The organism is Streptomyces sp. NPDC059816, from assembly GCF_042732055.1.
Classification (GTDB): domain Bacteria; phylum Actinomycetota; class Actinomycetes; order Streptomycetales; family Streptomycetaceae; genus Streptomyces.
Map to the genome: position 1 here is coordinate 395032 of NZ_JBHWIQ010000003.1, position 23331 is coordinate 418362.

At 71.5% G+C, this 23331-nt stretch carries 21 protein-coding genes; 12 read left to right on the plus strand and 9 right to left on the minus strand.

The window, feature by feature from the left end; all coding sequences use genetic code 11:
• Positions 1–78 precede the first annotated feature (78 nt).
• The 4 genes from ACFV88_RS06535 to ACFV88_RS06550 all read left to right on the plus strand — a co-directional run bounded on the left by ACFV88_RS06535 (position 79) and on the right by ACFV88_RS06550 (position 5086).
• Complete coding sequence (locus ACFV88_RS06535) at positions 79–1698, plus strand: penicillin-binding transpeptidase domain-containing protein (RefSeq protein ID WP_385486669.1); 1620 nt, start codon at positions 79–81, stop codon at positions 1696–1698.
• Positions 1699–1917: 219 nt separating this feature from the next.
• Positions 1918–3666 (plus strand): penicillin-binding transpeptidase domain-containing protein, encoded by a 1749-nt coding sequence (locus ACFV88_RS06540; protein ID WP_385486671.1) that lies wholly within the window; start codon positions 1918–1920, stop codon positions 3664–3666.
• A 78-nt stretch (positions 3667–3744) separates the two neighbouring features.
• A complete protein-coding gene (locus ACFV88_RS06545; protein ID WP_385486673.1) occupies positions 3745–4242 on the plus strand; it encodes a YbaK/EbsC family protein in 498 nt (165 codons plus the stop codon).
• Between the two features lie 4 nt (positions 4243–4246).
• Positions 4247–5086 (plus strand): EamA family transporter, encoded by an 840-nt coding sequence (locus tag ACFV88_RS06550; protein WP_385486675.1) that lies wholly within the window; start codon positions 4247–4249, stop codon positions 5084–5086.
• 81 nt (positions 5087–5167) lie between these two features.
• On the opposite strand, the gene ACFV88_RS06555 is transcribed toward ACFV88_RS06550, so the two are convergent.
• Positions 5168–5593, minus strand: coding sequence for a hypothetical protein (locus tag ACFV88_RS06555; RefSeq protein ID WP_385486677.1), 426 nt, complete (start codon positions 5591–5593; stop codon positions 5168–5170).
• Positions 5594–5765: 172 nt separating this feature from the next.
• Here ACFV88_RS06555 and ACFV88_RS06560 point away from each other — a divergent pair, with 172 nt between their 5' ends.
• The 7 genes from ACFV88_RS06560 to ACFV88_RS06590 all read left to right on the plus strand — a co-directional run bounded on the left by ACFV88_RS06560 (position 5766) and on the right by ACFV88_RS06590 (position 13552).
• Positions 5766–6518 (plus strand): DUF6879 family protein, encoded by a 753-nt coding sequence (locus ACFV88_RS06560; protein ID WP_385486679.1) that lies wholly within the window; start codon positions 5766–5768, stop codon positions 6516–6518.
• A gap of 19 nt (positions 6519–6537) precedes the next feature.
• Positions 6538–7389: a helix-turn-helix domain-containing protein gene (locus ACFV88_RS06565; protein WP_385486681.1), complete on the plus strand. Its 852-nt coding sequence runs from the start codon at positions 6538–6540 to the stop codon at positions 7387–7389.
• A 78-nt stretch (positions 7390–7467) separates the two neighbouring features.
• The gene (locus ACFV88_RS06570) at positions 7468–8745 is read left to right on the plus strand and encodes a helix-turn-helix domain-containing protein (RefSeq protein ID WP_385486683.1); all 1278 of its coding nucleotides are present in this window, start codon (positions 7468–7470) and stop codon (positions 8743–8745) included.
• 11 nt (positions 8746–8756) lie between these two features.
• Entirely contained in the window at positions 8757–10004 is a 1248-nt protein-coding gene (locus ACFV88_RS06575; RefSeq protein WP_385486685.1) for a helix-turn-helix domain-containing protein, read from the plus strand.
• Between the two features lie 335 nt (positions 10005–10339).
• Positions 10340–10651, plus strand: a complete 312-nt coding sequence (locus ACFV88_RS06580; RefSeq protein WP_385486687.1) for a hypothetical protein — start codon at positions 10340–10342, stop codon at positions 10649–10651.
• Between the two features lie 528 nt (positions 10652–11179).
• Positions 11180–12508 carry a tetratricopeptide repeat protein gene (locus ACFV88_RS06585; RefSeq protein WP_385486689.1) on the plus strand — a complete coding sequence of 443 codons (1329 nt, stop codon included), beginning with the start codon at positions 11180–11182 and terminating at the stop codon, positions 12506–12508.
• 33 nt (positions 12509–12541) lie between these two features.
• Positions 12542–13552: a transcriptional regulator gene (locus ACFV88_RS06590; protein ID WP_385486691.1), complete on the plus strand. Its 1011-nt coding sequence runs from the start codon at positions 12542–12544 to the stop codon at positions 13550–13552.
• A 105-nt stretch (positions 13553–13657) separates the two neighbouring features.
• Here ACFV88_RS06590 and ACFV88_RS06595 read toward each other — a convergent pair whose 3' ends face one another.
• From ACFV88_RS06595 to ACFV88_RS06615, 5 genes are all read right to left on the minus strand, one after another.
• Positions 13658–14449 carry an SDR family NAD(P)-dependent oxidoreductase gene (locus ACFV88_RS06595; RefSeq protein ID WP_385486693.1) on the minus strand — a complete coding sequence of 264 codons (792 nt, stop codon included), beginning with the start codon at positions 14447–14449 and terminating at the stop codon, positions 13658–13660.
• An 82-nt stretch (positions 14450–14531) separates the two neighbouring features.
• Positions 14532–15800 (minus strand): serine hydrolase domain-containing protein, encoded by a 1269-nt coding sequence (locus ACFV88_RS06600; protein WP_385486695.1) that lies wholly within the window; start codon positions 15798–15800, stop codon positions 14532–14534.
• Between the two features lie 49 nt (positions 15801–15849).
• On the minus strand, positions 15850–16671 hold the full coding sequence (locus ACFV88_RS06605) for an energy-coupling factor ABC transporter ATP-binding protein (RefSeq protein ID WP_385486697.1): 822 nt from the start codon (positions 16669–16671) through the stop codon (positions 15850–15852).
• The gene (cbiQ, locus tag ACFV88_RS06610; RefSeq protein WP_385486699.1) at positions 16668–17522 is read right to left on the minus strand and encodes a cobalt ECF transporter T component CbiQ; all 855 of its coding nucleotides are present in this window, start codon (positions 17520–17522) and stop codon (positions 16668–16670) included. The genes ACFV88_RS06605 and cbiQ overlap by 4 nt, the downstream gene beginning before the upstream one ends.
• Before the next feature lie 5 nt (positions 17523–17527).
• Entirely contained in the window at positions 17528–18679 is a 1152-nt protein-coding gene (locus tag ACFV88_RS06615) for an energy-coupling factor ABC transporter permease (RefSeq protein WP_385486701.1), read from the minus strand.
• A gap of 260 nt (positions 18680–18939) precedes the next feature.
• On the opposite strand from ACFV88_RS06615, the gene ACFV88_RS06620 reads away from it, so the two are divergent.
• Positions 18940–19317, plus strand: a complete 378-nt coding sequence (locus ACFV88_RS06620) for an SsgA family sporulation/cell division regulator (RefSeq protein WP_385486703.1) — start codon at positions 18940–18942, stop codon at positions 19315–19317.
• Positions 19318–19385: 68 nt separating this feature from the next.
• Here ACFV88_RS06620 and ACFV88_RS06625 read toward each other — a convergent pair whose 3' ends face one another.
• The 3 genes from ACFV88_RS06625 to ACFV88_RS06635 form a co-directional block, all read right to left on the minus strand.
• On the minus strand, positions 19386–19949 hold the full coding sequence (locus ACFV88_RS06625; RefSeq protein WP_385486705.1) for a hypothetical protein: 564 nt from the start codon (positions 19947–19949) through the stop codon (positions 19386–19388).
• A gap of 307 nt (positions 19950–20256) precedes the next feature.
• A complete protein-coding gene (locus tag ACFV88_RS06630) occupies positions 20257–22506 on the minus strand; it encodes an MMPL family transporter (RefSeq protein ID WP_385486707.1) in 2250 nt (749 codons plus the stop codon).
• Positions 22507–22698: 192 nt separating this feature from the next.
• The gene (locus tag ACFV88_RS06635) at positions 22699–23289 is read right to left on the minus strand and encodes a TetR/AcrR family transcriptional regulator (protein ID WP_385486709.1); all 591 of its coding nucleotides are present in this window, start codon (positions 23287–23289) and stop codon (positions 22699–22701) included.
• Positions 23290–23331: the final 42 nt, after the last annotated feature.

Here is a 23331-nt window from a genome sequence, read left to right on the forward strand (position 1 = left end):
CTTTACGCTGGGCCACGACACGGCCGAAGCACGGTTCGCACACTGCTCCAAGAGCGGGCGACCCAGGGAGAGGACGGCATGCGCAACGGAGCGAAGGCGGCGATCATCGGCGGGGTGTTCGCCGCCATGGTCGGCGGCGCGGCCTACGGTGGCTACGTACTCGTCGACGAACTGGGCTTCGGATCCGATGCGGAGCCGAAGAAGTCCGGGCCCCCGTCAGCGGCGGAGGTCCGCACGGCGACGGAGGCGTTCTTCACCGCCTGGGAGAAGGGCGACACGAACGGGGCGGCCCAGGCCACCAACAACGCGGCCGAGGCACGGCCGGTGTTCATCGGCTACAAGGACGCGGCCGGCCTCACCGATGTGGAGATCACGCCCAAGGCGGCCCGCGGTGCCACCGTGCCGTACTCGGTGCGGGCCACCGTCACCCACGAGGGTCTGAGCGAACCGGTCGCCTACGAGTCCTCGCTGACCGTCGTCCGCGGCGTGACCACCGGACGGCCCCTCGTCGACTGGAAGCCGTCGGTGGTGCACCCGAAGCTGAAGGAGAAGGACGACGCCCTGGTCACCGGCAAGGCGTCCACCCCCTCGGTGCAGGCCGTCGACCGGGACGGAAAGGTGCTGGACAGCAAGAAGTACCCCTCGCTGGCGCCGGTCCTCACCCAGCTGCGGGGCGTCTACGGGGAGCGGGCGGGCGGCACGCCCGGGGTGGAGCTGGCCGTGCGGCACGCCGGGGACGTACCGGACACCCCGCTCGTCACCCTCTCCGAGGGCCAGCCGGGCAAACTGCCGACGACCCTCAGCGCCCAAACCCAGGCGGCGGCCGAGAAGGCGGTGCTCCGCTACCCCGAGTCGTCGGTGGTGGCCGTGCGCCCCAGCACGGGCGAGGTGCTGGCCGTGGCCAACCACCGCCGCGACGAGTTCAACGCCGCGTTCCAGGGCGAGTTGGCGCCCGGTTCCACCATGAAGATCGTGACGGCCGCCATGTTGATCGAGGACGGCGTGGTGACGGCGGACGGCGCCGCCCCCTGCCCCGACACGGCGGTGTGGCAGAGCCAGACGTTCAAGAACATCACCGGTCTCACGCCGAACACCTCGGCCGACTTCACCAACAGCTTCCAGCGCTCGTGCAACACCGCGTTCATCAAGCTCATCGACGAGGAGCCGGTGACCGACGAGTCGCTGACCCGCACCGCCGAGGACAAGTTCGGTCTGGGCCGTGACGACTGGCGGACGGGCATCGCGTCCTTCGACGGTCGGGTGCCCGTCTCCACCGGCCCCGAACGGGCGGCCAACGCCATCGGGCAGGGACGCGTGCAGATGAGCCCGTTGACGATGGCCTCGGTAACGGCGACGGCCATGACCGGCTCGTTCCGCCAGCCGTACCTCGTTGCGAAGTCCCTGGACGACCGGGAGTTCGCGAGGGCCGACGGGCTCGCCCGGGACACCGTCGCCCAGTTGCGGCAGATGATGGCGGCGACCGCGCGGGTGGGCAGCGGAGCCGGGGCGATGCGCGGGCTCAGCGGGGACATCGGCGCGAAGACCGGCTCCGCCGAGGTGGACCGACAGGCGACGGCGAACAGTTGGTTCGTCGGGTACCGGGGGGACGTGGCCGCCGCGGCCGTGGCCCAACAGGGCGGACGCGGCAGCGACTCGGCCGGACCGATCGTGGCGGACGTGCTGCGCAACGGGAGTTGAGGCCCCGCGCGCACCCCGAGCGCACCCCGCGCGCGTACGGACGCCGCCCGACGATCGGCCCGACGCAAACGCCTCGAACCGGAACCGTACGGGCGCCGCAGGTCTCCTCACCTGTGGGGTGTGCGTGCGGGCCCGCCCCGGGAGCGTTCTAGGCTGAGGCCGGAACGGCCGCGGGACCCTGCGGGTTCGCGGGCACCGCGGGGGAACAACGGAGGACGTGTGGGCAAGAGAAGGCGCGCCGAGCGCCCGAAGACGCGGCCGGCCCTGCTGGGCGGGGTGCTCGTGGTGGTCGTGGGCGGGGCGGGCCTGGGGGCCTGGGCCCTGTCCGGCGGCGACGGGGACGGGGCCGCGGCGAAGCCGAAGATACCCACGGGGCCGCCGACCGCGGCCGAGGTGTCCCGGGTGGGCGACGCGTTCCTCGCGGCCTGGCGCGGCGGCCGGACCGCGGAGGCGGCGGCCCTCACCGACGACGTGCCGGCCGCCCGGGCCGCCCTGACCGGTTTCACCAAGGACGCCAAGGTCAGTGCGGTGACCCTGACGCCCGACACCCCCGCGCAGACACCCGGCGCCGGCACCGAGACGCCCGCCACCGGGACGCCCGGCACCCGCGCGGACGCCCGCTTCCCGTTCGCGGTCAAGGCGATCGTCACCCACGCGGGGCAGAGCAAGCCCCTGGAGTACGCGTCCGCGCTGACCGTGGTGCGCCGCGCTTCCGACGGCAAGCCGCTCGTCGGCTGGAAGCCGTCCGTGGTGCACCCGGACCTGCACCCCGGCGACCGGTTGGTGACCGGGGAGTCGGGCACCCCGCCGATCAAGGCCGTCGACCGCTCCGGCCGGGAACTCACCGTCAAGGACCACCCGTCGCTGGGGGGCGTACTGGACGCGCTGCGCGAGCGCTACGGGAAGAAGGCCGGTGGCAAGGGGGGCGTGGAACTCCGGGTGGTCCGCGCCGGAGCGAAGCAGGACGGCGCGCAGCGCACGGACGCCGGGGCCGAGCGGAAGAAGGCCGACCAGGCCCCCGACAAGACCCTGTTGACCCTGACGGAGGGGACCCCAGGGACCCTGCGCACCACCATCGACGCCACGGTGCAGGCCGCCGCCGAACGGGAGACCGCCAAGCGCAAGCAGGCGTCGGTGGTGCTGCTCAGGCCGAGCACCGGCGAGATACTCGCGGTCGCCAACTCCCGCCCAGAGGGCTTCAACACCGCGTTCCAGGGTTCGCTGGCGCCCGGCTCCACCATGAAGATCGTCTCTGCGGCGCTGCTGCTGGAGAAGGACCTCGCGGGCATGGACAAGAAGCACCCGTGCCCCAAGTACGCGTCCTACGGCGGCTGGAAGTTCCAGAACCTGGAGAAGTTCCAGATCAAGAAGGGCACGTTCCGCGCGAGCTTCGCCTCCTCCTGCAACACCGCCTTCATCACCCAGTCCAAGAAGCTGAAGGACGACGACCTCACCCGGCACGCCCGGGACGTCTTCGGACTCGGCCGCAACGACTGGACGATCGGGGTGCCCACCTTCGACGGGGCGGTGCCCGTGCAGCAGGACGCGCCCAAGGCCGCCTCGCTCATCGGCCAGGGCGGGGTGCGGGCCAACCCGTTGAACATGGCGAGCGTGGTGGCCACCGCGAAGACGGGCACCTTCGAGCAGCCCTACCTGGTGTCGCCCGAGGTGGACGACCGCAAGTTGGCGTCGGCGCCCCGCAAGCTCGACGGCGACGCCCAGCGCCAGTTGCGGGAACTGCTGCGGTACACCGCGACGTCCGGGTCCGCGGCGAAGCCGATGGCCGGACTCGGCTCGGACGTGGGGGCGAAGACGGGCTCGGCCGAGGTCGACGGCCAGAAGAAGCCGAACGGCTGGTTCACCGCCTGGCGCGGTGACGTGGCGGGGGCGGCCGTCGTCCAGGAGGGCGGCCGGGGCGGCTCCTCGGCGGGTCCCCTGGTGGCGAAGCTGCTCAAGTCGGCCGGCTGACGCAACGACTCGGCCACCACCGCACGGGACGGGAATCCGACCGTCTGTGGCATGCACCGATTGCTACGGTGGGTCGCTATGACTTCCCAACCGCCCCTGGCACACCCCCGGTTCATCGAGGCGATCGACGAGCTGGGGCTGTCCCACCTCGCGCCGGAGGTCCGCCGCTTCCCGGAGGCGACCCGTACCGCGGAGGAGGCCGCCGCCGCGATCGGCTGCGCACTGTCGCAGATCTGCAAGTCGCTGGTCTTCGCCGCCGACGGGGTCCCCGTCCTGGTGCTGGTCGACGGGGCGTCCCGGGTCGACGTGGAACGGGTGCGCGCCGAGTTGGGCGCCGGCGCGGTCACCCGGGCCCGCGCCGACCTGGTGCGCGAGACCACCGGCTACGCGATCGGCGGGGTCCCCCCGTTCGGGCACCGCACCCGCACCCGGGTCCTCGCCGACCGCGCACTGCTCGACCACGACACGGTGTGGGCGGCGGCGGGCACCCCGTACACGGTGTTCCCGCTGGACCCCGGCTCGCTGGTGAAGCACGCGGGGGCCACCGTGGTGGACGTGCGGGAACCGTCCCGGTGAGCCGGTGACCCCGCTGGTCGCGGCGGCCGTCCTGCTCGCCGCGGTCACCCACGCGTCCTGGAACGCCATCGCGCACCGCATCACCGACAAGCTCGTCGGCTTCACCCTGATATCCGGCGGCGGGGCCCTGATCGGCCTCGCCCTCGCCCCCTTCGTCCCGCTGCCCGCCGCCGGAGCCTGGCCGTACCTCGCGGTGTCGGCGGTCATCCACGTCGCGTACTACGGCCTGTTGATGCGGTCGTTCCAGCTCGGTGACTTCGGGCAGGCGTACCCGATCGCCCGGGGCAGCGCGCCCCTGGTGGTGACGGTGCTGGCGGCGGTGTTCGCCGACGAGTACCCGGACCTCTGGCAGGGCGCCGGCATCGCGGTCGCCTGCGCGGGACTGTCCGGGGTGGCCCTGTGGGGGCTGCGCGGCAGCCGCCCGGACTGGCCCGCGATCCTCGCCGCGCTCGCCACCGGGGTGTCCATCGCCTCGTACACCGTCGTGGACGGACTCGGCGTCCGGGCGTCCGGTACGACCCCCGGGTACCTGGCCTGGCTGATGATCCTGGAGGGGTTCGCCGTCCCGCTGTACGCGCTGTGGCGCTGGCGGGGCGGCTTCGCCGAGCGGCTGCGGCCCAGCCTGTGGATCGGCCTCCTGGGTGCGGCGCTGTCCGTCGCCGCGTACGCCCTGGTGCTGTGGGCGCAGACCCGGGCCGCCCTCGCCCCCGTCGCCGCGCTGCGGGAGTCCAGCATCCTCGTCGGGGCGGCGATCGGCGCGGTGCTCTTCAAGGAACGGTTCGGCGCGGTGCGGGTCGTCGCGGCGGCGCTGCTGACGGTGGGCATCGGGCTGATGCTGACGTGAGCAGGGCGGTCCCTCGCCACTGCCGAAGCGTGCGCCGGGGCACTCACCCGCAGCGCGGGGGGCCGGTCCCGGATCGTCCGGTCACCAGGCCCGCGTACCCACCGCGATCGTGTCCACCCCGGCGAGCGCGGCCAACGCACGCAACACGATCGCGAGCCGCCGCTCACCCAGGTTCTCCACCTGCCACAACGGCACCAAACGCGGAAACCCCACCGCCACCACCAAGTCCAAGAACGCACGCTCACTGGTGTCGAGAACGAGAGCCGTTCGGTACTGGCCCTCGAACCGCGGCCAGTCGCAGTACGCACGCTTCCCGGTGTCGACCACGAGCAGGTCCCGTACGTCCTCCCGGGCGAGGACGTCGCCCTCCTGGAGCAGCGCGGCGACCGCGGCCCGTTCGCCCGTGTCGCGGGTGCGGACCCATGAGGTCAGCCGGTCGCTCAGCAGGGTCGGGGCGACGGTGGGCGGGGCAAAGGGCCTGCCGCCGTGCTCAGTTTCTCGGATCATGGACAGACCGTATGCAAGCCGACTCGGAGGCAACGAGCCACCTTTCTCACCTTTCCTCAGGGGGTCCCACACTTTCCTCGTTTTTTCTCTGGACGGACGGAGGACCCCGTAGCGATGGGCAGCTCGCCTGGGAATGCTGGGCTGATCAGCCCTCCGGCGAAAGGACCTGATCATGGCTCGACGGTTGCGCTTCAACGGCACGGGCAGCGGTGAAGGCAGTTGCCCCGCTGTGCACGAAGACCTCGACAGCGGTGAGGTCGTCGTGCACGGGCGCCCGCTCACGGACCCCGCGGACCTCGCCCAGCTCCAGCACATCGATGAGGACGAGATCCCGATCGTGATCCCGCGCAACACGCTGATCGACTTCGGACCGCGGGAGCGGGACCCCGAGCCCCGTATCCTCCAGCCCGAGCAGTTCGCCCGGCTCTTCCAGAACTTCCAGCACAGCGCCTGGCACCTGGAAATGCGGGGGCGCTACGCGGTGGACGAGGCCGCCGACACCTATGCCCAGTTCCTGCGTGGGGAGGTGCCGGTCTGGGACCTGGAGACGCCCTGGAGTCGAACGATCCGCGCGAAGACCGACGACGGTGCGTACGTCGGCCGGGTCCGTGTCGTCGACGACCCTCCGACCGCCGGACAGCGCTACCTCCTCGCCCACGCCGAGAAGAACGCCGCACTCGGTGAAGACGTGCGGAACATGTGGCGCAGGGAGGCCGAGCGTGTGTACCTGCCGAACGAGGACTTCTGGATCTTCGACTCCCACATCGTCGCCCTCTGCCTCTTCGACGGCGAGGACAACCTCACCGGGGCCGAACTGATCACGGAGCCCGTACGCGTCAACCAGTACAACCGGCTGCGCGACGCGGCACAGCACTACGCCGTTCCCTACGAACAGTTCAAGACCTCGGTCGCCACCGCGAGGTAGCAGCGGCGAGTATGTACCGGTGAGCACGGACTATCAGCAGGCACGCGAAGCCCTGGGGCTGCGGCTGAGGGAGCTGCGGCTCACTGCCCCCGACGGTCGGCTGACCGGTACGGCGCTCGCCCGATTGCTCGGCTGGCCCAACTCCCGTATCTCCAAGCTGGAGCTGGGTAGGCAGACGGCCACGCCCGACGATCTGCGCCAGTGGGCGCAGGCGTGCGGCCGGCCCGACGCGTACGAGGAACTACGAGCCCGGCTTGCCGGCTTCGAGTCCCACATCCGTTCCTGGCGGCGTCAACTCGTCGCCGGCCACCGACCGGTCCAGGACGCGCACAATCATGCCCAGGCCGGGTCCGCCGTCCTCCTGGCCTGGGAGTCCTCGTGGGTCGTCGGAGTTCTCCAGACACCCGACTACGCGCGGGCCGTCCTCACCCGGTCCGCCGAGCTCCACCGATCACCGCGGGACATCGAGGCGGCTGTCCGGTCCCGCATGGAACGACAGAAGCTCCTGTACACGGGCGACCGGCAGTACCGCATCCTCCTCTGGGAACCGGTGCTCCGCGCCCTCATCTGCTCGCCCTCCGTGCTCCTCGCCCAACTCGACCGCCTCTCCGGGATCGTCAACATGGACACCGTGGAGCTGGGGATCGTGCCGCTCACGTCCTCGTTGAAGCTCCCACCCGGCACGGGCTTCTGGATCTACGACGACCGGCAGGTCGTCACCGAGGTGTGGCACGCCGAAATGTGGCTCGACGACGACGCCAGCATCGCCCTGTACCAGCGCACCTGGCAGACGTTGCAGGAGTCCGCCGTCTACGGTGCCCATGCCCAGCACGTGATCAACGCGGCCCGCCGGGAGCTGTGTCCACGCTGACGCTGGCCGTGCTCGTCACCGCTCCCCTCCAAGGGTCGGGAGTACCGTTCTGAGTGACCGGGCCAGAACGGAGTCAGCATGTCTCACCCCACAGACGGTCACATCGGCGCACGGATCGCCGACTACCGGAAGCTGCGCCACCTCACACAGACGGGCCTGGCGCAGCGCGCCTTCGTCTCCCGGGGCACGATCGCCAAGGGGGAGGCCGGACTCAGCCCCGCAACGCCAGCCGTCGTTGCCGCCGTGGCACGGGCGCTTGAGGTAGACGTAGCAATCCTCAACGGCCAACCGTACGTCTCCGAACTCCAGCAGGACCAGCTCGACCGCATGATCTCGCCGCTCTCCGATGCGCTGGACCTGTACGACCTCGGACCGGATCCGGAGATCCGTCCCCGACCCGTTGCCGAGATCGCGGCCGACGTCAAGGACCTGTGCGCCGGCGCCTGCGCGACGGAGTACAAAGGCGTCGGAACCCGCCTTCCCGGCCTTCTCGGTGAGTTGACGACCGCCGTGGCCCTCCTCCCGCACGGAGGCGAGCGCAGGAACGCCGAGTCCTCCCTGAGCTGGGCCTACTGGGTGGCCTACGAGTTCGTCTACCGACTGGGCTACCACCACCTCGCGACGATCGCGCTGGAGCGCATGGGCTGGATGGCGGAGCAGGCGCAAGACCCCTTGCTGCTCGCCCTCCGTCTGAGGCACCGCAGCGCCATGCTGCTGCGGCGCGGGAACAGCCAACTGGCACTGAAGGTGTTGGAGCGCGGCCACCAGTTGATCGACCAGCACGACGAGACGGAATCCGTCCCGGCGTTGGCAGTGTCGGGAACCCTGCACTTGGCAGGCGCCATCGCGGCAGCTCAAGCGAAGAACGAGGACGCGGTCAGCGGCCAACTGGAGCTGGCACGCCAGGTGGCCAAGCAGATCGGCCGGGACGTTCCCCGTGTCTACTGGACGTCCTTCGGCGTGACGAACGTGGCGCACTTCGATGTCGCGACGGCCGTCGAGTTGGGGAACCTCGGGGAGGCGATGAAATCCGCCCGCCGACTGCGCTTTCCCGCTGACCACCCCAAGATGCGCATCGGTCGCTACCACATCGAAATGGCCCGGGCCTATGCGCAGATGGGCAAGCCCGAGTCGGCCGAAGCCGCCCTGCATCGCGCACGCGAGGTGGCTCCGCAGCAGGCCAGGTACCACCCGCTGATGCGGGAGACCATCGCCGTCCTGGTACGCCGACAACGCCGAGCACCACAGAGTCTCGCCTCGCTCGCCGCATGGGTCGGCACGGACGCCGCCCCGACAGTCCCCGTGGCGGAGTGCCGCAGGCGTACCGTGGTGGGGGACCGTCCACCACACGTGTAAGGCGGGGAAGCATGAGCGCACTCGGTGACAACGTCCGCGACAAGCGCTTGGCCGCAGGGCTGACCCAGGAGACATTGGCGCACGCCGCCGGCTTGGCACCCTCCACCGTCGCCGAGTTGGAACAGGGCGGAAGCGTTCGCATCGAGACGCTCCACAAGCTCGCGCGGGCCCTGCACCTGAAGACGTCCGCGTTGATGGCATCGAGTACACCTGAGGCCCTTGGCAATCAGGAGTCTTCACCGGTCGGACTGGTCGAGTTGCGAAACGCACTCACGCCACCCGTTGGCCTGGCAGACGATCTGAGGCCGGTCGCGGCAGATGCCCCGGACTTGGCAGCGCTCCGGCACGTCGTCCGCGGGGGGTCGTCTTCCTATGACGCACTCAAGTTCGAACCGGTGGCGGCTCACCTTCCACAAGTCGTCAGGGATTCAGCCTCGGCAGTGACCTACTTCGACAACGGGCCCGAATTCCAGACGGCCTTGTCGGTCCGGTCGGAAGCGTTGCTGTTGACCGGTCGGTACCTGACCGCTGTGCGGCAGTTCGACCTCGCCTACCACGCGCTGTCCGGCGCGATTCGTGACGCACGCGCCGTGGACGACACGAACACGGCAGCCACCGCCATCGGCATCATGTCCTGGCTCATGACGCGCCAGGGCCGTTTCGACGACGCTGAACGCCTGGCGATCGAGACAGCGGATCGCATCGAGCCCCGAATCTCCCAGGCGACACCCGAGCGGCTGAGTTCCTGGGGTTGGCTGGCGCTGCACGCCGCTGCGGCTGCGGTCCGGAACAACCGGGCGAAGGAGGCTGCGGCCGTCCGGCGAATGGCGGCGTCCGCTGCGTCCGCGCTGGGACGTCAGCCCGACGAGAACACGCGCTACGGCCGGTTCGACGCGACCGTCGTAGCGATGAAGGACTTGGAAGACGAACTCATCAGGGACGGCGGAGATCCCTACCGGGTCATTGAGGAGTCCACGGGCAAGGCGCCGCTGTCGGACTTCTCCATGCGGGCCGCCGGAGTGCCCGAAACGGACAACGAGTGGAACCGCCATCGTCTGACCACCGCGTCCGCCTACGTCATGGTGGGGGATCACGAAAGCGCCGTGGACCGACTGGTCAGGATCGAGTCCAGCAACGCGGATTGGCTGAAGCACCAGCGCCCCGCCCAAGACGTGATGCGGACCGTCGTCCAAGGGCGCAAGCGGAAGCTCACCAGGGACATGCGCCGCCTGAGCAACCTGATGCTGGCCGACGCGTAATTACCGCGTTCCGCGGTAGATACCGCTCCCACCGGACGGCGCAGTGGACGTGCCTGCTGCCTGACGTGCAGGCGCGTCCCGCAGAGCTGCAAGAAGTACCACCGTGCGCTCGTGATCCCCGCCTCAGTGCTCCCTAGGGTCGTTGCACTCGCTGCCACGAGAGGCCCCCGCGACGGGGCGAACCGTCCGGGGGCGTGGCCATCAGCTTGAGGAGCTGTTGACGTGCCGAAGTGTATCGGTCGGGTTTTCGAGTGCGTGTTGTGGTGGTTACTGCCACCGTCCGGGCATCGTCGCCACGGTCCTGCCGACCGCGCGGCCGGTGTGGAGGTGTGCCGGTGAGCGGTGAGGGAGGGGCTGCGGTGCGGCTGTTGCCGTGGTCGACGCCGGACGGGAAGCCGTGTTACCTCGCGACCGACAGCGGCAACGGGTACCTGTCGAGGGTCGCGGACCGCATGGAGGCCACCCAGCTCGACATGGCCGTCCAGTTGCTCGGCCATGCACGGGCGTTGCTGGGCGATCCGAAGGCGAACGAGCGGGAGCTGCGGTTCGTGGCGACGCGGTTGGTGGAGTCACTGGACGAGACGCTTCGGGTGGCGCACAGCCGCGGTGGCCGCCTGCCCCGCCTCGTCGAACCGGTCGACGGGTGAGCGAGACGGACGCGGTCCGGGCGGTGCCGTGCGCAGCGTGCGTGTTTGCCCGGATCCTGGGCCACCCCTGGTCCGCGCACGGCTGCCACGGGGTGACCCGGATCCGCGTGGACGGCCTGCGCATACGGCTGCGGATCCTCGGCCGCGACCGCGCATGCCCGTGCCCGTGCACCCGGGGAGGTGCTATCCGATGACCTCTCCGAGGCCGACGCACGCGAAGATGCGGCTCTCCACGTACCAGCTTGGACTGAACGGTGAACGGGTCGGTGAGCGGCACCTCGCGGTGACGATCACCGGTCATCCGGCCCTGATGGCCCAGCCGCTGGCGTGGCCGTCCTGCCGCTGCCCGTCGTGTCGCACGGGTCCCGTGCGACACGGCCGGTAGCGCGGTCGCCGGGCGGGGCTCCGCAACCCCTTGCGACTGGCGCACTACTCCAGGCAACACCCCCGGGTCTCACGGCGGTACGGTGGAGGCCACGCTCGGCGTTAAAGTCATCAAGCGCTGCTACACGAGGAGTTGACGGCTCCGTGGCGATCCGTGAACCGAACGAACGTCTCACGCTCCTGCACCGCGAGGCAGGTTGGACCCTGCGGCAGTTCTCGCAGGCGGTGAACCGGATCGGAACCGAGCGGGGCACCCCGACGAACTACCGCTCCTCCTCCGTGCACCAGTGGCTGAGCGGGCACCTGCCCAGGGAGCTGGCCCGCGCCCTCGTCCTCGAAGCACTCGCCCGCAAGCTGCGGCGACCGATCACCCCTGCCACGGCGGGGTTCCCGGCCACCGACCCCTTCGAGCAGGGCACCGTGGACGCGCTCGTAGACCTAGGCGTGACCCACACGGTTCCCGGTCGGCGAGCGTTCCTCGGGGTCAGCCTGTTCTCGGTCGCCCTGGCGGTTCCCGGCTGGGAGGACGTCGCGGGGAGAATGGAGTCCGTCCGGTCCGGAGCGGCCCCGCGCATGGGCATGCCCGAGGTGGACATGGTCACCAAGATGACGGACCGGTTTGCCGAGATCTACGACCAGTTCGGCGGGCAGCACTCCCGACCACTGGCCGCGCTGTTCCTCGCCAACACCGTCGCGCCCTATCTGCGCGCCGACGCGACCGAAGCGGCCCGCAAGGCCATGATGTCGGCGGCCTCGTTCCTTTCCTACCTCACCGGTTGGATGGCCGTGGACGAAGGACTCCACGGGCTCGCGCAGGACTACTACGTCAAAGCTCTGGAGCTGGCGGGCGCCAGTACGGACCACATGACGTACTGCCACGTCCTCCGCGGGATGAGCGTCCAAGCCGCCGACCTGGGGCACGGGTCCGTCGCCGTGCGTCTGGCCGACGCCGCTGCCGCCACCTCCCCGAACGCGGGTCCCCGGCTGCGGGCCTTCATGCTGGGGCAGCAGGCCCATTCCTTCGCCGTCGCGGGTGATCGTGAAGCCGCTCTGCGAAGCATCATGGCGACGGAGAAGTCCCTGAGCATCGCGGAGAGCGGACCGGGCCCCTTCGGCGGATACGGGCCTGCCACCCTGGCGTACCACACCGCACAGGTCAGACACGCGCTGGGAGACGTCACGGGTAGCGTCGAATCCCTCATGCTCCACTTCCGGCTGAGGGGCCCGTCCGAATCACAGGTGTCCGGGTTGCGTTTCCAGTCGCTGATCGCCGAACGACAGCTGGAATGCGGGAACTTGGAAGCAGCTTGTGTCACCTGGGGGAATGTCCTGGATGCGTACCCCCAGGTTCACTCGGGGCGCGTCGACAAGCACGTGGAGAACATTCCTCGCCTTCTCCGGCGCTACGCCACCAACGGAAGGGCGAAGGAGATCGTGGAGAGATCCCGAGCGGTTTCCCGGGCTGTCGCCTGAGGAGAGCTCGATCGATTTTGAGGCAGGCAGGACATGGAGCGTCGCACCTTCCTTGAGGCTTCCCTCTTCAGCATCGCTGTCCAGATTCCCGAGTGGCAGGATTCGGTGGGCCGGATCGAAGCCATCCGATCAGGTGACGCACAGCGCATCGGAATGACGGACGTCGAACTCGTCACCAGGATGACCGACCGCCTGTGGAAGGTCTTCGAGGAGTTCGGCGGACGGCACACCCGGCCACTGGCAGCTCAGTTCCTCGTCAACACCGTTGCCCCCGGACTGCACACGCGCTCTCCCGACGCACCCCACCGCGCGATGCTGTCCGCAGCCGCCTTCCTCTGCTACCTGACGGGATGGATGGCAGAGGACGAGGCACTGCACGGCTTGGCACAGCGGTACTACGTGAAGGGGCTCGAACTCGCCCGAGAGGGCGGTGACCACCTCACGTACTGCCATGTCCTGCGGGGCATGTCCGTCCAAGCCGCCGACCTGGGTCATGGCCCGGACGCCGTCCGGCTGGCAGACGCCGCCGCAGCCGCCGCCCCCACGACGGGTCCCCGCATGCGGGCGTTCTTCGCCGCACAGCGGGGATACGCCGCCGCCGTCGCGGGCGAGAGGCGGACGGCGCTGAACGGCATCCGGGACACCGAGAAGTCCCTGGACATTGCGGACAGCGGTGCAGGGGGATTCGGGGGATTCAGTTACTCCACCCTGGCCTACGCCACCTCACAAGTGCGTTATCACTCGGGTGATGTCAAGGGCAGCGTGGACTCGCTGAAGCTCCATTTCCGTCTGCGGGACGAGAGCGACACCCCCAGGTCCGCCCTGCGATTCAACGCCCTCCTCGCGCAGCGGCAACTGGAGATGGGGCACCTTGAGGAAGCCTGTACGACCTGGGGCGCCGTTCTCGACGGATACCACGCGGTCCGATCCGGTCGCGCCGAACGGCACGTGGCGGAGATCCCCCGTCTCCTCCGTCCCCATCTCGCGCACCGCGCTGCCCGCGAGACCTCCGAAAGGGCCCGCCACACCATCAGGGCGCGTTGAGGCCCACCCGCGCCCCAATCAGGGGCGCGGGGAACTGCGCGGGCACCCCCCACGCACCCGCGGCAGACCACGGACCCCAGCGAACCCGGCCCCGCGCACCCCGCGCTACCCGTGGGGAGCGACCCGTTGGAACGCCATGTTGACCGCGAGGATGCCGCCGTCCACCGGCAACGTCACGCCGGTGATCCACCCCGCGTCCGCGGACGCGAGGAACGCCACCGCCGCCGCGACGTCCGCGGGCTCCCCCACCCGCCCCAGCGGGTACAGCCGGCTGAACCGGTCGACGTCGTCCCCCCGTTCCGACCAGGCGGGCGTCCGCACCGTCCCGGGGGCGACGAGGTTGGCCCGCACCCCGCGCCCCGCCCCGTGCCCCGCAAGGGTCCTGGTCAGCGAGATGAGCCCGGCCTTGGCCGCACTGTAAGCGTGGCCGCCGAAGTCCTGGATGCCGTTCACGGAGCCGACGTTGACGATCGCCCCGCGTCCGGACGCCTCCAGCGCGGCCATCGCGGCCCGGGCGCACCGGAACGCCCCGGTGAGCGTGACGTCCAACCCGAGCGCCCACTCCTCGTCGGAGAGTTCCTCGATCCGCCCGGGCTCGTCCGCCGCGGCGAACGCGTTGTTGACCAGGACGTCCAGCGACCCGAACGCCTCGACCGCCCGTTCGACGGCCGCCTCCGCATCGGCGCGCAGGCTCACGTCGCACCGCATCCCCTCGGCAACGGCGCCGGTGTCCCGCAGTTCGGCCGCGAGCCGCTCGGCGGAGTCCGCGTCCACGTCCGTGACGAGGACGCGCGCCCCCTCCGCGGCGAACCGGCGGGCCGTCGCCGCGCCGATCCCCCGGCCCGCGCCGGTGACCATGACCCCGTGTCCCTCGAACCTCCGTGCAGAAGCTGTCATGAACGGAACCTACCCGCCAAGATCGCCCGGGATCGAGCCCCCGGCGGGCACCTTCCGGTCGGACCCCGGTGTCCGCCGCGGTTCAGTCGGCGACGGCCGCCCGCACCGCGCGGACCAGCGCCTGGGCGCGGGGGTCGGAGGTGACCGACTTGCGCAGCCCGTTGGTCACGTAACCGAAGGCGATGCCGCTGTCCGGGTCGGCGAACCCCAGCGGGCCGCCCCGTCCGGGGTGCCCGAACGATCCTGCACCGAGCAGCGGGGACGCGGGGCCGTGCAGCATGTACCCGGCGCCGAACCGGGTGTTGATGACGAGGACCCGATCGGCCCCCGCGGACGCCTCGGCCCGGGCGAGGTCCACCGTTTCGGGGGTGAACAGCCGTGGCTGGCCGTCGACCGGTCCGATCAGCGCCGCGTAGAAGCGGGACAGCGCCTGGGCCGTCATGACCCCGTTCGAGGCGGGCAGCACGGCCGCCCGGTACGCCGGGTCGTTCTCGTCGGGCACCGGAGTGATCGCCCCGAAGGTGCGCCGGGTGAGCGACCCGGGGTCGGCGTACGCGGCGGAGACGCTGCGTCGGGGCCGCAGCCGGGGGCCGTCGGCCGCGGTGGCGGGCGCCTCGCTGGTACCCACCCGTCCGACCCGGTGGGCCTCGCCGGGCGGCAGTCCGACCCAGAGGTCGAGTCCGAGGGGCCGGGCGATGTGTTCGTCCACCCACGGGCCGAACGGCACCCCGGTGACCCGGCGGACGAGTTCGGCGGCCAGCCAGCCGTACGTGTGGGCGTGGTAGCCGTGATCGGTGCCGGGCGTCCAGAACGGGCGCTGCGCGGCCACCGCGGCGGCGGTCAGTTCCGGGTCGGCGGCCTCGGCGGGGGTCAGCGGCCGGTCCAGTGCGGGGATCCCGGCGCGGTGCGCGAGGACGTGCCGCACCGAGGTGCCGTCCTTGCCCTCGGCCGCGTACTCGGGCCAGTACGCGGCGACGGGGGCGTCCAGGTCGAGTGCGCCGCGCTGGTGGAGCAGCAGCAGGGCGGCGGCGGCCACGCCCTTCGTCGCGGAACGCACGATCTGCGCGGTGTCCCGGGCCCAGGGTGCGCCGTCGGGGCCGCCGTCCAGGTCGCGGGCGCCCGCCCACAGGTTGACGACCTGCTGGCCGTCGCGGTGCACGACGAGCGCCGCGCCGTGTTCGGCGCGCTCGGTGAAGTTGCGTTCGAAGGCGTCCCGGACGCCCTCGAAGCCCTCGGCGACCGTGCCCTGGACGTAGGTGTCCCCGCCCCGTGCCCCCGCTGCTAGTGCGTCTGCTGCTGGTGCGCCTGCTGTCTGCGTGCCTGCTATCTGTGTGTCCGCTTCGGCGGCCATGGTGCTGTTCCCCCCGTACTCGGTGGCACCGCGTGTAACGCCCACCGGGTCAGGACGATTCCCGGTGCGGCCCCGGCCCGGTGACGGGCGGCGGCACCGCCCGGGGGTCGAAGCCGAAGGGCAGCTCCAGACGGTGGCGGCGCAGCAGTTCCGTGTCCGTCAGCACGGCGCCGGTGGGGCCGTCGGCAACGATGACGCCTTCGCTGAGCACCACCGAGCGGGGGCAGAGTTCCAGGGCGTACGGGAGGTCGTGGGTGACCATCAGGACGGTGAGGTCCAGGGCGCGCAGGACGTCGGCGAGTTCGCGGCGGGAGGCCGGGTCGAGGTGGGAGGAGGGTTCGTCCAGGACGAGGACCTCGGGGCGGGTGGCCAGGACCGTCGCCACGCAGACCCGACGTCGCTGCCCGAGGGACAGGTGGTGCGGGGCGCGGTCCGCGTGGGCGCCCATGCCGACGAGGTCCAGGGCCTCGGCGACCCGGTCGGCGAGTTCCGCGCCGCGCAGCCCGGCGTTGGCGGGGCCGAACGCCACGTCCTCGCGCACGGTGGGCATGAACAGCTGGTCGTCCGGGTCCTGGAAGACGATGCCGACCCGACGGCGCACCTCCCGGACCGTGCGGGGGCCGATCGTCAGGCCGGCGGCCCGCACGCTGCCCGCGCCCGCGGTGAGCACGCCGTTCAGGTGCAGGACCAGGGTGGTCTTCCCGGCGCCGTTGGGGCCGAGCAGGGCGACCCGTTCGCCCCGTCCGACCCGCAGGTCCACCCCGTACAGGGCCTGGTGTCCGTCCGGGTAGGCGTGGGCCAGCCCCCGTACGTCCAGTGAGGGCGGCGGCGCGTCGGGGGTGCCGGACGCGGGGTCCGGGTCCGGGATCATCGGACCCGCGCCAGCAGGCCCAGGACCACCGCGGCAGCGGGCAGCGCGAGGGCACGCACCCAATCGCCAAGCACCCAGTCCCCGCGCCCCCGGACCCCGCACACCCGACCCCTACGCGCCCGGGCCCCGCGCCCCCGGTCCCGGTGCACCGCGGCCACCTCCCGGGCGGCCGGCAACGCGCCGGTGTATCCGCGGCTGAGCATCGCCAGGTGCACCCGTTCCCCCCGTTCGTAGGCGCGGATGAACAGGGACCCGGCCGTGTGCGCCAGGACCCCCCAGTGCCGGAGCCGGTTGCCCTCGAACCCCCGCGACAGCTGGGCGATCCGCATCCGTCGCAGTTCGTCGGCGATGACATCCACGTACCGGACCATGAACGTCGCGATCTGGACGAGCGGCCCCGGCAGCCGCAGCCGTTCCAGGCCGGACAGCAGCTCCCGCAGGGGGGTGGTCGCGGCGAGCAGGACGGACGCGGCGACCCCGAGCGTGCCCTTGGCCAGCACGTTCCACGCACCCCACAGCCCGTCGGCGCTGAGTGCGAGACCGAGGACCGTCACCCGGTCGCCCTCGGCTACGAAGGGCAACAGCAGCGCGAAGCCGAGGAAGGGCACCTCGATCAGCAGCCGCCGCAGCAGCGTGCCGGTCGGCACGCGGGCCAGTCGGGCTACGGCGGCGAGCAGCACCGCGTAGCCCAGGAACGCCCAGACGGCGGTCCGGGGCGTCGAGACGACGACCAGCACGAAGCAGAGCAGCGATGCGATCTTGGTGTGCGCCGGCAGGGCGTGGACCGGCGACGTCCCGGGCAGGTACAGCCCCCGTACGTGCCCCGCGCCCGCCCCCGTACCCGTCCCCATGGCAGTCACCGTTCCTGCACGCCGGTCGTCCCGGGGCCGGGGGCCTCGCCGGTCGCCCGGGGGCCGGACGGGTCCGACGAGCCCGCACCCGATTCCGGGTCCGGGCCGCCGCGCCGGCGCACCGCCCAGAAGATCCCGGTTCCGGCGGCGACGGTGACGCCGACCCCGATGACCCCGGCGAGCCCGACGGACAGCCAGGTGTCCCCGAGGTCCCCGACGCCGTAGTCGGCGAGCGGGGAGTCCGCGGTGGCGTGTTCCCGTTCCTCGGCGTCGATGCCCTGGTCCGCGGCGACCTTCTCCAGGCCGTCCGGCGCCCCGGAGGCGTAGAAGCTGAGCACCCCGGCGAGCAGCAGGCTGACGGCGAGGCCGCCCGCCCACAGCCGCCGGCGGGAGGTCCGGGCAGTCGTGAGCGCGATGGGTACGGGTGCGTCGACGAGTCGGCCGTCGACCCGGAGCTTCAGCGGCCGGACGGCGCTCCGCGCCCCGTGCACCAGATCGGGTCGGACGGCGAGCACCGCACCGACGGTCAGTGCGGTGATGGCCGCCTCACCGAGTCCGATGAGCAGATGGACGCCGATCATGGCGGTGGCGACCTTGCCGAGCGGCACGTCCGTGGTGCCGCCGACCGCGTACAGCCCGGTGAAGGCGAGGGCGGCGGCCGGTACGGACAGGAGCGCGGCGACGAACGCGGACGCGGTGACGGCGCGGCGACCCCGGGGCAGCACGGCGACCAGGGCGCGGAAGACGACGTAGCCGGTGACGACGGTGACCACGCCCATCACGGTGATGTTGACGCCGAGCGCGGTGAGCCCGCCGTCGGCGAACAGGACGCCCTGGAGCAGCAGGACGACCGACAGGCACAGGACCCCGGTCCAGGGGCCGACGAGGATCGCGGTGAGGGCGCCGCCCATCAGATGACCGCTGGTCCCGGCGGCGACGGGGAAGTTCAGCATCTGGGCGGCGAACACGAAGGCGGCGACGAGTCCCGCGAGCGGTGCCAGCCGTTCGCCCCCGGTGGACGTTCCGAAGGCGCCGGCGCCCGGGGGCGCGTCCAGTTCGCGGCGGGCGCCCCGCAGGCTGACGGCCACGGCCGCCGCGGCGAACACGCCGGCGGCGACCGAGACGGGTGCGTCGAGGAATCCATCGGGCACGTGCATGAGCGGCCTCCGGCGTCGGGGAGTGCGCGGCACTGCTACGGGACGGGGGCCCGGTGAGCCGTCCGATGATGGCGCTGTTGCCCAGGCCCCGCAAGAGCGCGTGGTGTGCCGCCCCGACACCGGAGCCGTAGCCCGCCCCGTGATCCGTCCCGGCGCCCGCCCGGACCCCGTCCCCGTCCCCGTCTCGATCACCCCTGGTGCACACATGTGAAGATATGCGACATTGGGGGCGCAGAGCAGCGAGCGTGAGGAGTCGTCCGATGACCGCCGTCAAGGAGCGCGCCCGGGCCCATGTCGTCACGGACTCCGCGGGGGAACGTTCCGCCGTGCCCGTGTTCCTGTCCTACGACCCCGAGAACGACCCCGGAGCCGTGCACATGTCCCTCCCCGCGAGCGTCGTGGGAGGGACCGCCCCCGACGACTGGGTCTTCACCCGGGACCTGCTGGAACGCGGGCTGACCGCCCCGGTGGCCAACGGCCCGGTCAGCATCTGGCCGTGCGGACGCGCGCAGGCGGTCGTGGAGCTGCACTCGGCCACGGGGGTGTCCCTGGTGCAGTTCGACTCGCGGGCGCTGATCCGCTTCCTGGGCCTGACCTACGCCGCGGTGGCCACGGCGCGCGTCCGACGACTGGGCTGAGCCGCGCCGCCCACCAGAACCGCCCCGTTCACCCCAGCCGCCCCGTTCACCCCGCCCCGCCCAGTCGGCTAGCGCTCGACGTCGAGCACGGTGACCGTTCCCGGTGGCGGCCCGGCGGCCGGTTCGTCCGTCACGTCGTACGTCACGATGTTGCCGAGGTCGGTCGCGAGCCCTCGGACCAGTTCCTCCAGTGCGCCGACCCACCCGTCCGGCACGGGTGCCGGGGCGGTCACCGTCAGATGCAGGGTGTCGGAGGGCCCGGAGGCCGTACCGTCGGCCACCGCACCGCTGATCCCGAGGTACCGGGGCGCGGGGTCGAGGTCCCGCAGGGCCCGGGCACGTACCCGGTCGCGCAGCGCGGGGCCGAGGTCGAGGAGTCCGTCCAGCGCTCCCCACACCAGGTGCCCGGTGGCGATCCGGACGTCCTCGCCCCGGGCCCGCGGATGCAGCAGCCCCAGCAGTCCCAGCCGGAACAGCACCGCTTCCAGTTGGGAGGCGACGACGGACGAGGCGCGGGCCAGCTCGGTGAGGGTCAGGTGTGCGCCGTCCGCCCGGCGGTGGCGGGCCAGTGCGGTGACGATCCGCCCGGACGCGCCGGGGAAGAGGGCGGACACCGGTTCGGCGACGTTCATCAGGGCCTCCCGTGGCCGCGCCCGTCCCCGTACGTGTGCGCGCCACCGGCTCCCCAAGGGGCGGGCACCGACCGGGGAGCAGGTGGCACGGGAAAACTATCGGAACGGTGCCGGTCCGGCCCACCGTCCACGGGCGGACACCGTCCGGTCGGAAGGCACTAGGCCAAAGGTCCCGACCGCCCGCCCCGCGCGCAGGGCGCAGCGGCCCTCGCGCAGAGCGCACCGGGAAGGCGCACCGGACGCACGGACGGGGCCCCGGGCAGCGCCGCGTTCGCGCCGCCCGGGGCCCCGCACCGGTGGATCAGGATCAGACCCGGGCCAATTCCCGGTCGTCGTCCCCGCGGTCACCGTGGTCGGCGGCGTCGAGGTCCTTCAGGCCCTCGCCCTCCACGTCCACGTTGGGCAGTGCGCGGTCGAGCCACTTCGGCAGCCACCACGCCTTGTCGCCCAGCAGGGCGAGCACGGCCGGGACGATCGCCATCCGGACCACGAACGCGTCGAAGAAGACGGCGATCGCGAGACCGAACCCGATCATCTTGATCATCTGGTCGCTCGCCCCGATGAATCCGGCGAACACCGCGATCATGATCACCGCGGCGGCGGTCACGACCCGCGCCCCGTGCCGGAAGCCGGTCACGATGGCCTGGCCGGGCCGCTCCCCGTGCACGTACGCCTCGCGCATCCGGGTCACGAGGAACACCTCGTAGTCCATGGCCAGACCGAAGACCACGCCCACCATGAAGATAGGCATCATCGACATGATCGGGCCGGTCTCCTCGACCCCGAACAGCCCGCCGAGCCAGCCCCACTGGAAGACGGCGACGACGGCGCCGAGCGCGGCGAGCACCGAGAGCAGGAACCCGAGGGCGGCCTTCAGCGGCACGAGCAGCGACCGGAAGACGATGATCAGCAGCAGGAAGGCGAGGCCGACGACGAGTGCCAGGTACGGCACCAGCGCGTCGTTGAGCTTCTCCGAGAAGTCGATGTTCATCGCCGTGGCACCGGAGACGAAGACATCGGCGTCGTGCTTCGACTCCAGGCCGGCGCCCGCGTCACGGATGGCGTGGACGATGTCCTCGGTCTCGGTGCTGCTCGGCTTGGAGTTCGGGACGACCGTGATCATCGCGCTGTCGCCGGCCTTGTTGAAGGTGGCCGGGGAGACGTTGACGACCCCGTCGACGTCCGCGATGGTCTTGCGGATGTCCTCGACGGCGCCCTTCGCGTCGTCGAGGGCACGCACATCGGTGACGATCAACAGCGGACCGTTGAAGCCGGGGCCGAAGCCGTCCGACAGCATGTCGTACGCCTTGCGCTGCGTGGTGTCGGTCGGCTGCACGCCGTCGTCCGGCAGTCCGAGCGCCAGCGAGCTGGCGGGCAGCGCCGCGGCACCGAGGCCGAGCACACCGATGAGCAGCACCATGATCGGGCGCCGGATGACGAACCGGGCCCACTTGGTGCCCAGGTTGACCTTCTCCGCGTCGGAGACCGGAGCCGGGGCGTCCGCGGCGTCCTTGGCCTTCTTGCCGCCGCGCAGCCGGCCCTTGGCGCTGGCCGGGCGGATCTTCCGGCCGGCGTAGCCGAGCAGGGCGGGGATCATGGTGAGGGCGATGAACACGGCGATGGCGACGGTCCCGGCGGCGGCCACACCCATCTTGGTGAGCACCGGGATGTTGACGACGGCCAGGCCGACCAGGGCGATCACCACGGTGAGGCCGGCGAAGACCACCGCGGACCCGGCGGTGCCGACCGCGCGTCCGGCCGCGTCCTCGCGCTCGCGTCCCTCGTCCAGTTCCGCGCGGTAGCGGGAGACGATGAACAGGGCGTAGTCGATGCCGACGGCGAGGCCGATCATCATCGCCAGGGTGGACGTGGTGGTGCCGAGGTCCAGCGCCTTCGCGAGGGCGGCGATGGACGAGACGCCGATGCCGACGCCGATGAGGGCGGTCAGCAGCGGGAGCCCGGCCGCGACGAGCGAGCCGAGGGTGATCACCAGGACGACCGCGGCGATGCCGATGCCGATGATCTCGGCGGTGCCGGTGTGCGGCATGACCTGGAGGGCGTCACCGCCGACCTCGACGGTCAGTCCGCCGACCCGGGCGTCCTCGGTGGCCTTCTCCAGCGCGTCCCTGGAGTCGTCCTTGAGCTCCATGCTGTTGACCTTGTACGAGACCTGCGCGTACGCGATCTCGCCGTTCTCGCTCAAGGACTTGGTCGCGAACGGGTCGGTGGCGCTCGCCACCTGCTTGTCCTCGCCCAGTTCCTTGACGGTCTCCTGGACGACCGCCTTGTGCTCGCTGTCGGTCATCTTCTCGCCCGCGGGGGCCTTGAAGACGACCCGGGCGGTCGCGCCGTCAGCGGCGAAACCCGGGAACCGCTCGTCCAGCAGGTCGAAGGCGCGCTGCGCCTCCGTGCCGGGTATGGAGAAGGAGCCGGCCCCGGGGGCCGGTGCGGTGGCCGCGCCGACCCCCGCGAGGGTCAGCAGCGCCACCCAGAGGAGGGCGACGAAGTGCCGGCGCCGAAAGGCGAACCGGCCTACTTTGTACAGGAACGTGGCCACGACAGTGGTACTCCCGGTCAGGTCGTGTTGCTTACAGGGCAGGGGTCACCAGCCCGACGACGTGAGCGGTCGCGTCAGGTGGAGCGGGGCGCAGCCCGACGGAGCGGGACGGAGCCCAGTGGTGCGTGGGGAGGTGGAGGTGCTGTGGACGTGACCGGGACCGCACGGGACCCGGGCCGCGGCCAGGGGTGTTCAGAGGCCGAGAGCGGGGATGATCACGGCGTCGATGTAGTCGAGGAGATAGTTCTGCGTGGGGGGTGACTCGTCGATCAGGGTGCGGGTGACGAAAGCGCCCAGCATCATGTGCATGACGTACCCCAGGGCGGGGTTGTCCGCACTGACCTCGCCGCGCTCGACGGCTCGGTTCAACACGACGTCCAGCTCGGCGAGTTCCGGTTCGATGATGCGTTCCCGGAAGACCTGGAGGAGGTCGGGGTCGGCGTGCACGGCCATGGCCAGGCCACGGATCAGCGCCGAGTCCTCCTCCATCTCGCAGTCGTCGGCACGCTGCACCATGGCGTGGAAGTCGCCGCGCAGCGAGCCGGTGTCGACCTCGCCGACATGGGTGTTCTGCCGTCGGCGCAACGCCTCGACGGTCAGTCGGGCCTTGCTCCCCCACTGGCGGTAGAGGGTGGCCTTGCTGGATCGGGTGCGCGCCGCCACGGCGTCCATCGTCAACCCGTCGTACCCGACCTCACGCAGCAGGTCGAGTACGGCGTCGTACAGCTCCGCCTCGCGCTCGGGGGTGATCCGGCTGCGGCGCGTCATCGTCACTTCGGCCATGATCCTCGTCCCCCTCCTGACCGCGCGGCGGTCTCGTGGCCA

What these genes read in the sequence shown, in the direction of transcription:
- ACFV88_RS06615 (WP_385486701.1), bottom strand. Translation starts at nt 18,679, where the DNA reads ATGCACGTGCCCGATGGATTCCTCGACGCACCCGTCTCGGTCGCCGCC.
- ACFV88_RS06535 (WP_385486669.1), top strand. Translation starts at nt 79, where the DNA reads ATGCGCAACGGAGCGAAGGCGGCGATCATCGGCGGGGTGTTCGCCGCC.
- ACFV88_RS06620 (WP_385486703.1), top strand. Translation starts at nt 18,940, where the DNA reads ATGACCGCCGTCAAGGAGCGCGCCCGGGCCCATGTCGTCACGGACTCC.
- ACFV88_RS06555 (WP_385486677.1), bottom strand. Translation starts at nt 5,593, where the DNA reads ATGATCCGAGAAACTGAGCACGGCGGCAGGCCCTTTGCCCCGCCCACC.
- ACFV88_RS06600 (WP_385486695.1), bottom strand. Translation starts at nt 15,800, where the DNA reads ATGGCCGCCGAAGCGGACACACAGATAGCAGGCACGCAGACAGCAGGC.
- ACFV88_RS06570 (WP_385486683.1), top strand. Translation starts at nt 7,468, where the DNA reads ATGTCTCACCCCACAGACGGTCACATCGGCGCACGGATCGCCGACTAC.
- ACFV88_RS06560 (WP_385486679.1), top strand. Translation starts at nt 5,766, where the DNA reads ATGGCTCGACGGTTGCGCTTCAACGGCACGGGCAGCGGTGAAGGCAGT.
- ACFV88_RS06575 (WP_385486685.1), top strand. Translation starts at nt 8,757, where the DNA reads ATGAGCGCACTCGGTGACAACGTCCGCGACAAGCGCTTGGCCGCAGGG.
- ACFV88_RS06635 (WP_385486709.1), bottom strand. Translation starts at nt 23,289, where the DNA reads ATGGCCGAAGTGACGATGACGCGCCGCAGCCGGATCACCCCCGAGCGC.
- ACFV88_RS06595 (WP_385486693.1), bottom strand. Translation starts at nt 14,449, where the DNA reads ATGACAGCTTCTGCACGGAGGTTCGAGGGACACGGGGTCATGGTCACC.
- ACFV88_RS06590 (WP_385486691.1), top strand. Translation starts at nt 12,542, where the DNA reads ATGGAGCGTCGCACCTTCCTTGAGGCTTCCCTCTTCAGCATCGCTGTC.
- ACFV88_RS06625 (WP_385486705.1), bottom strand. Translation starts at nt 19,949, where the DNA reads ATGAACGTCGCCGAACCGGTGTCCGCCCTCTTCCCCGGCGCGTCCGGG.
- ACFV88_RS06605 (WP_385486697.1), bottom strand. Translation starts at nt 16,671, where the DNA reads ATGATCCCGGACCCGGACCCCGCGTCCGGCACCCCCGACGCGCCGCCG.
- cbiQ (WP_385486699.1), bottom strand. Translation starts at nt 17,522, where the DNA reads ATGGGGACGGGTACGGGGGCGGGCGCGGGGCACGTACGGGGGCTGTAC.
- ACFV88_RS06545 (WP_385486673.1), top strand. Translation starts at nt 3,745, where the DNA reads ATGACTTCCCAACCGCCCCTGGCACACCCCCGGTTCATCGAGGCGATC.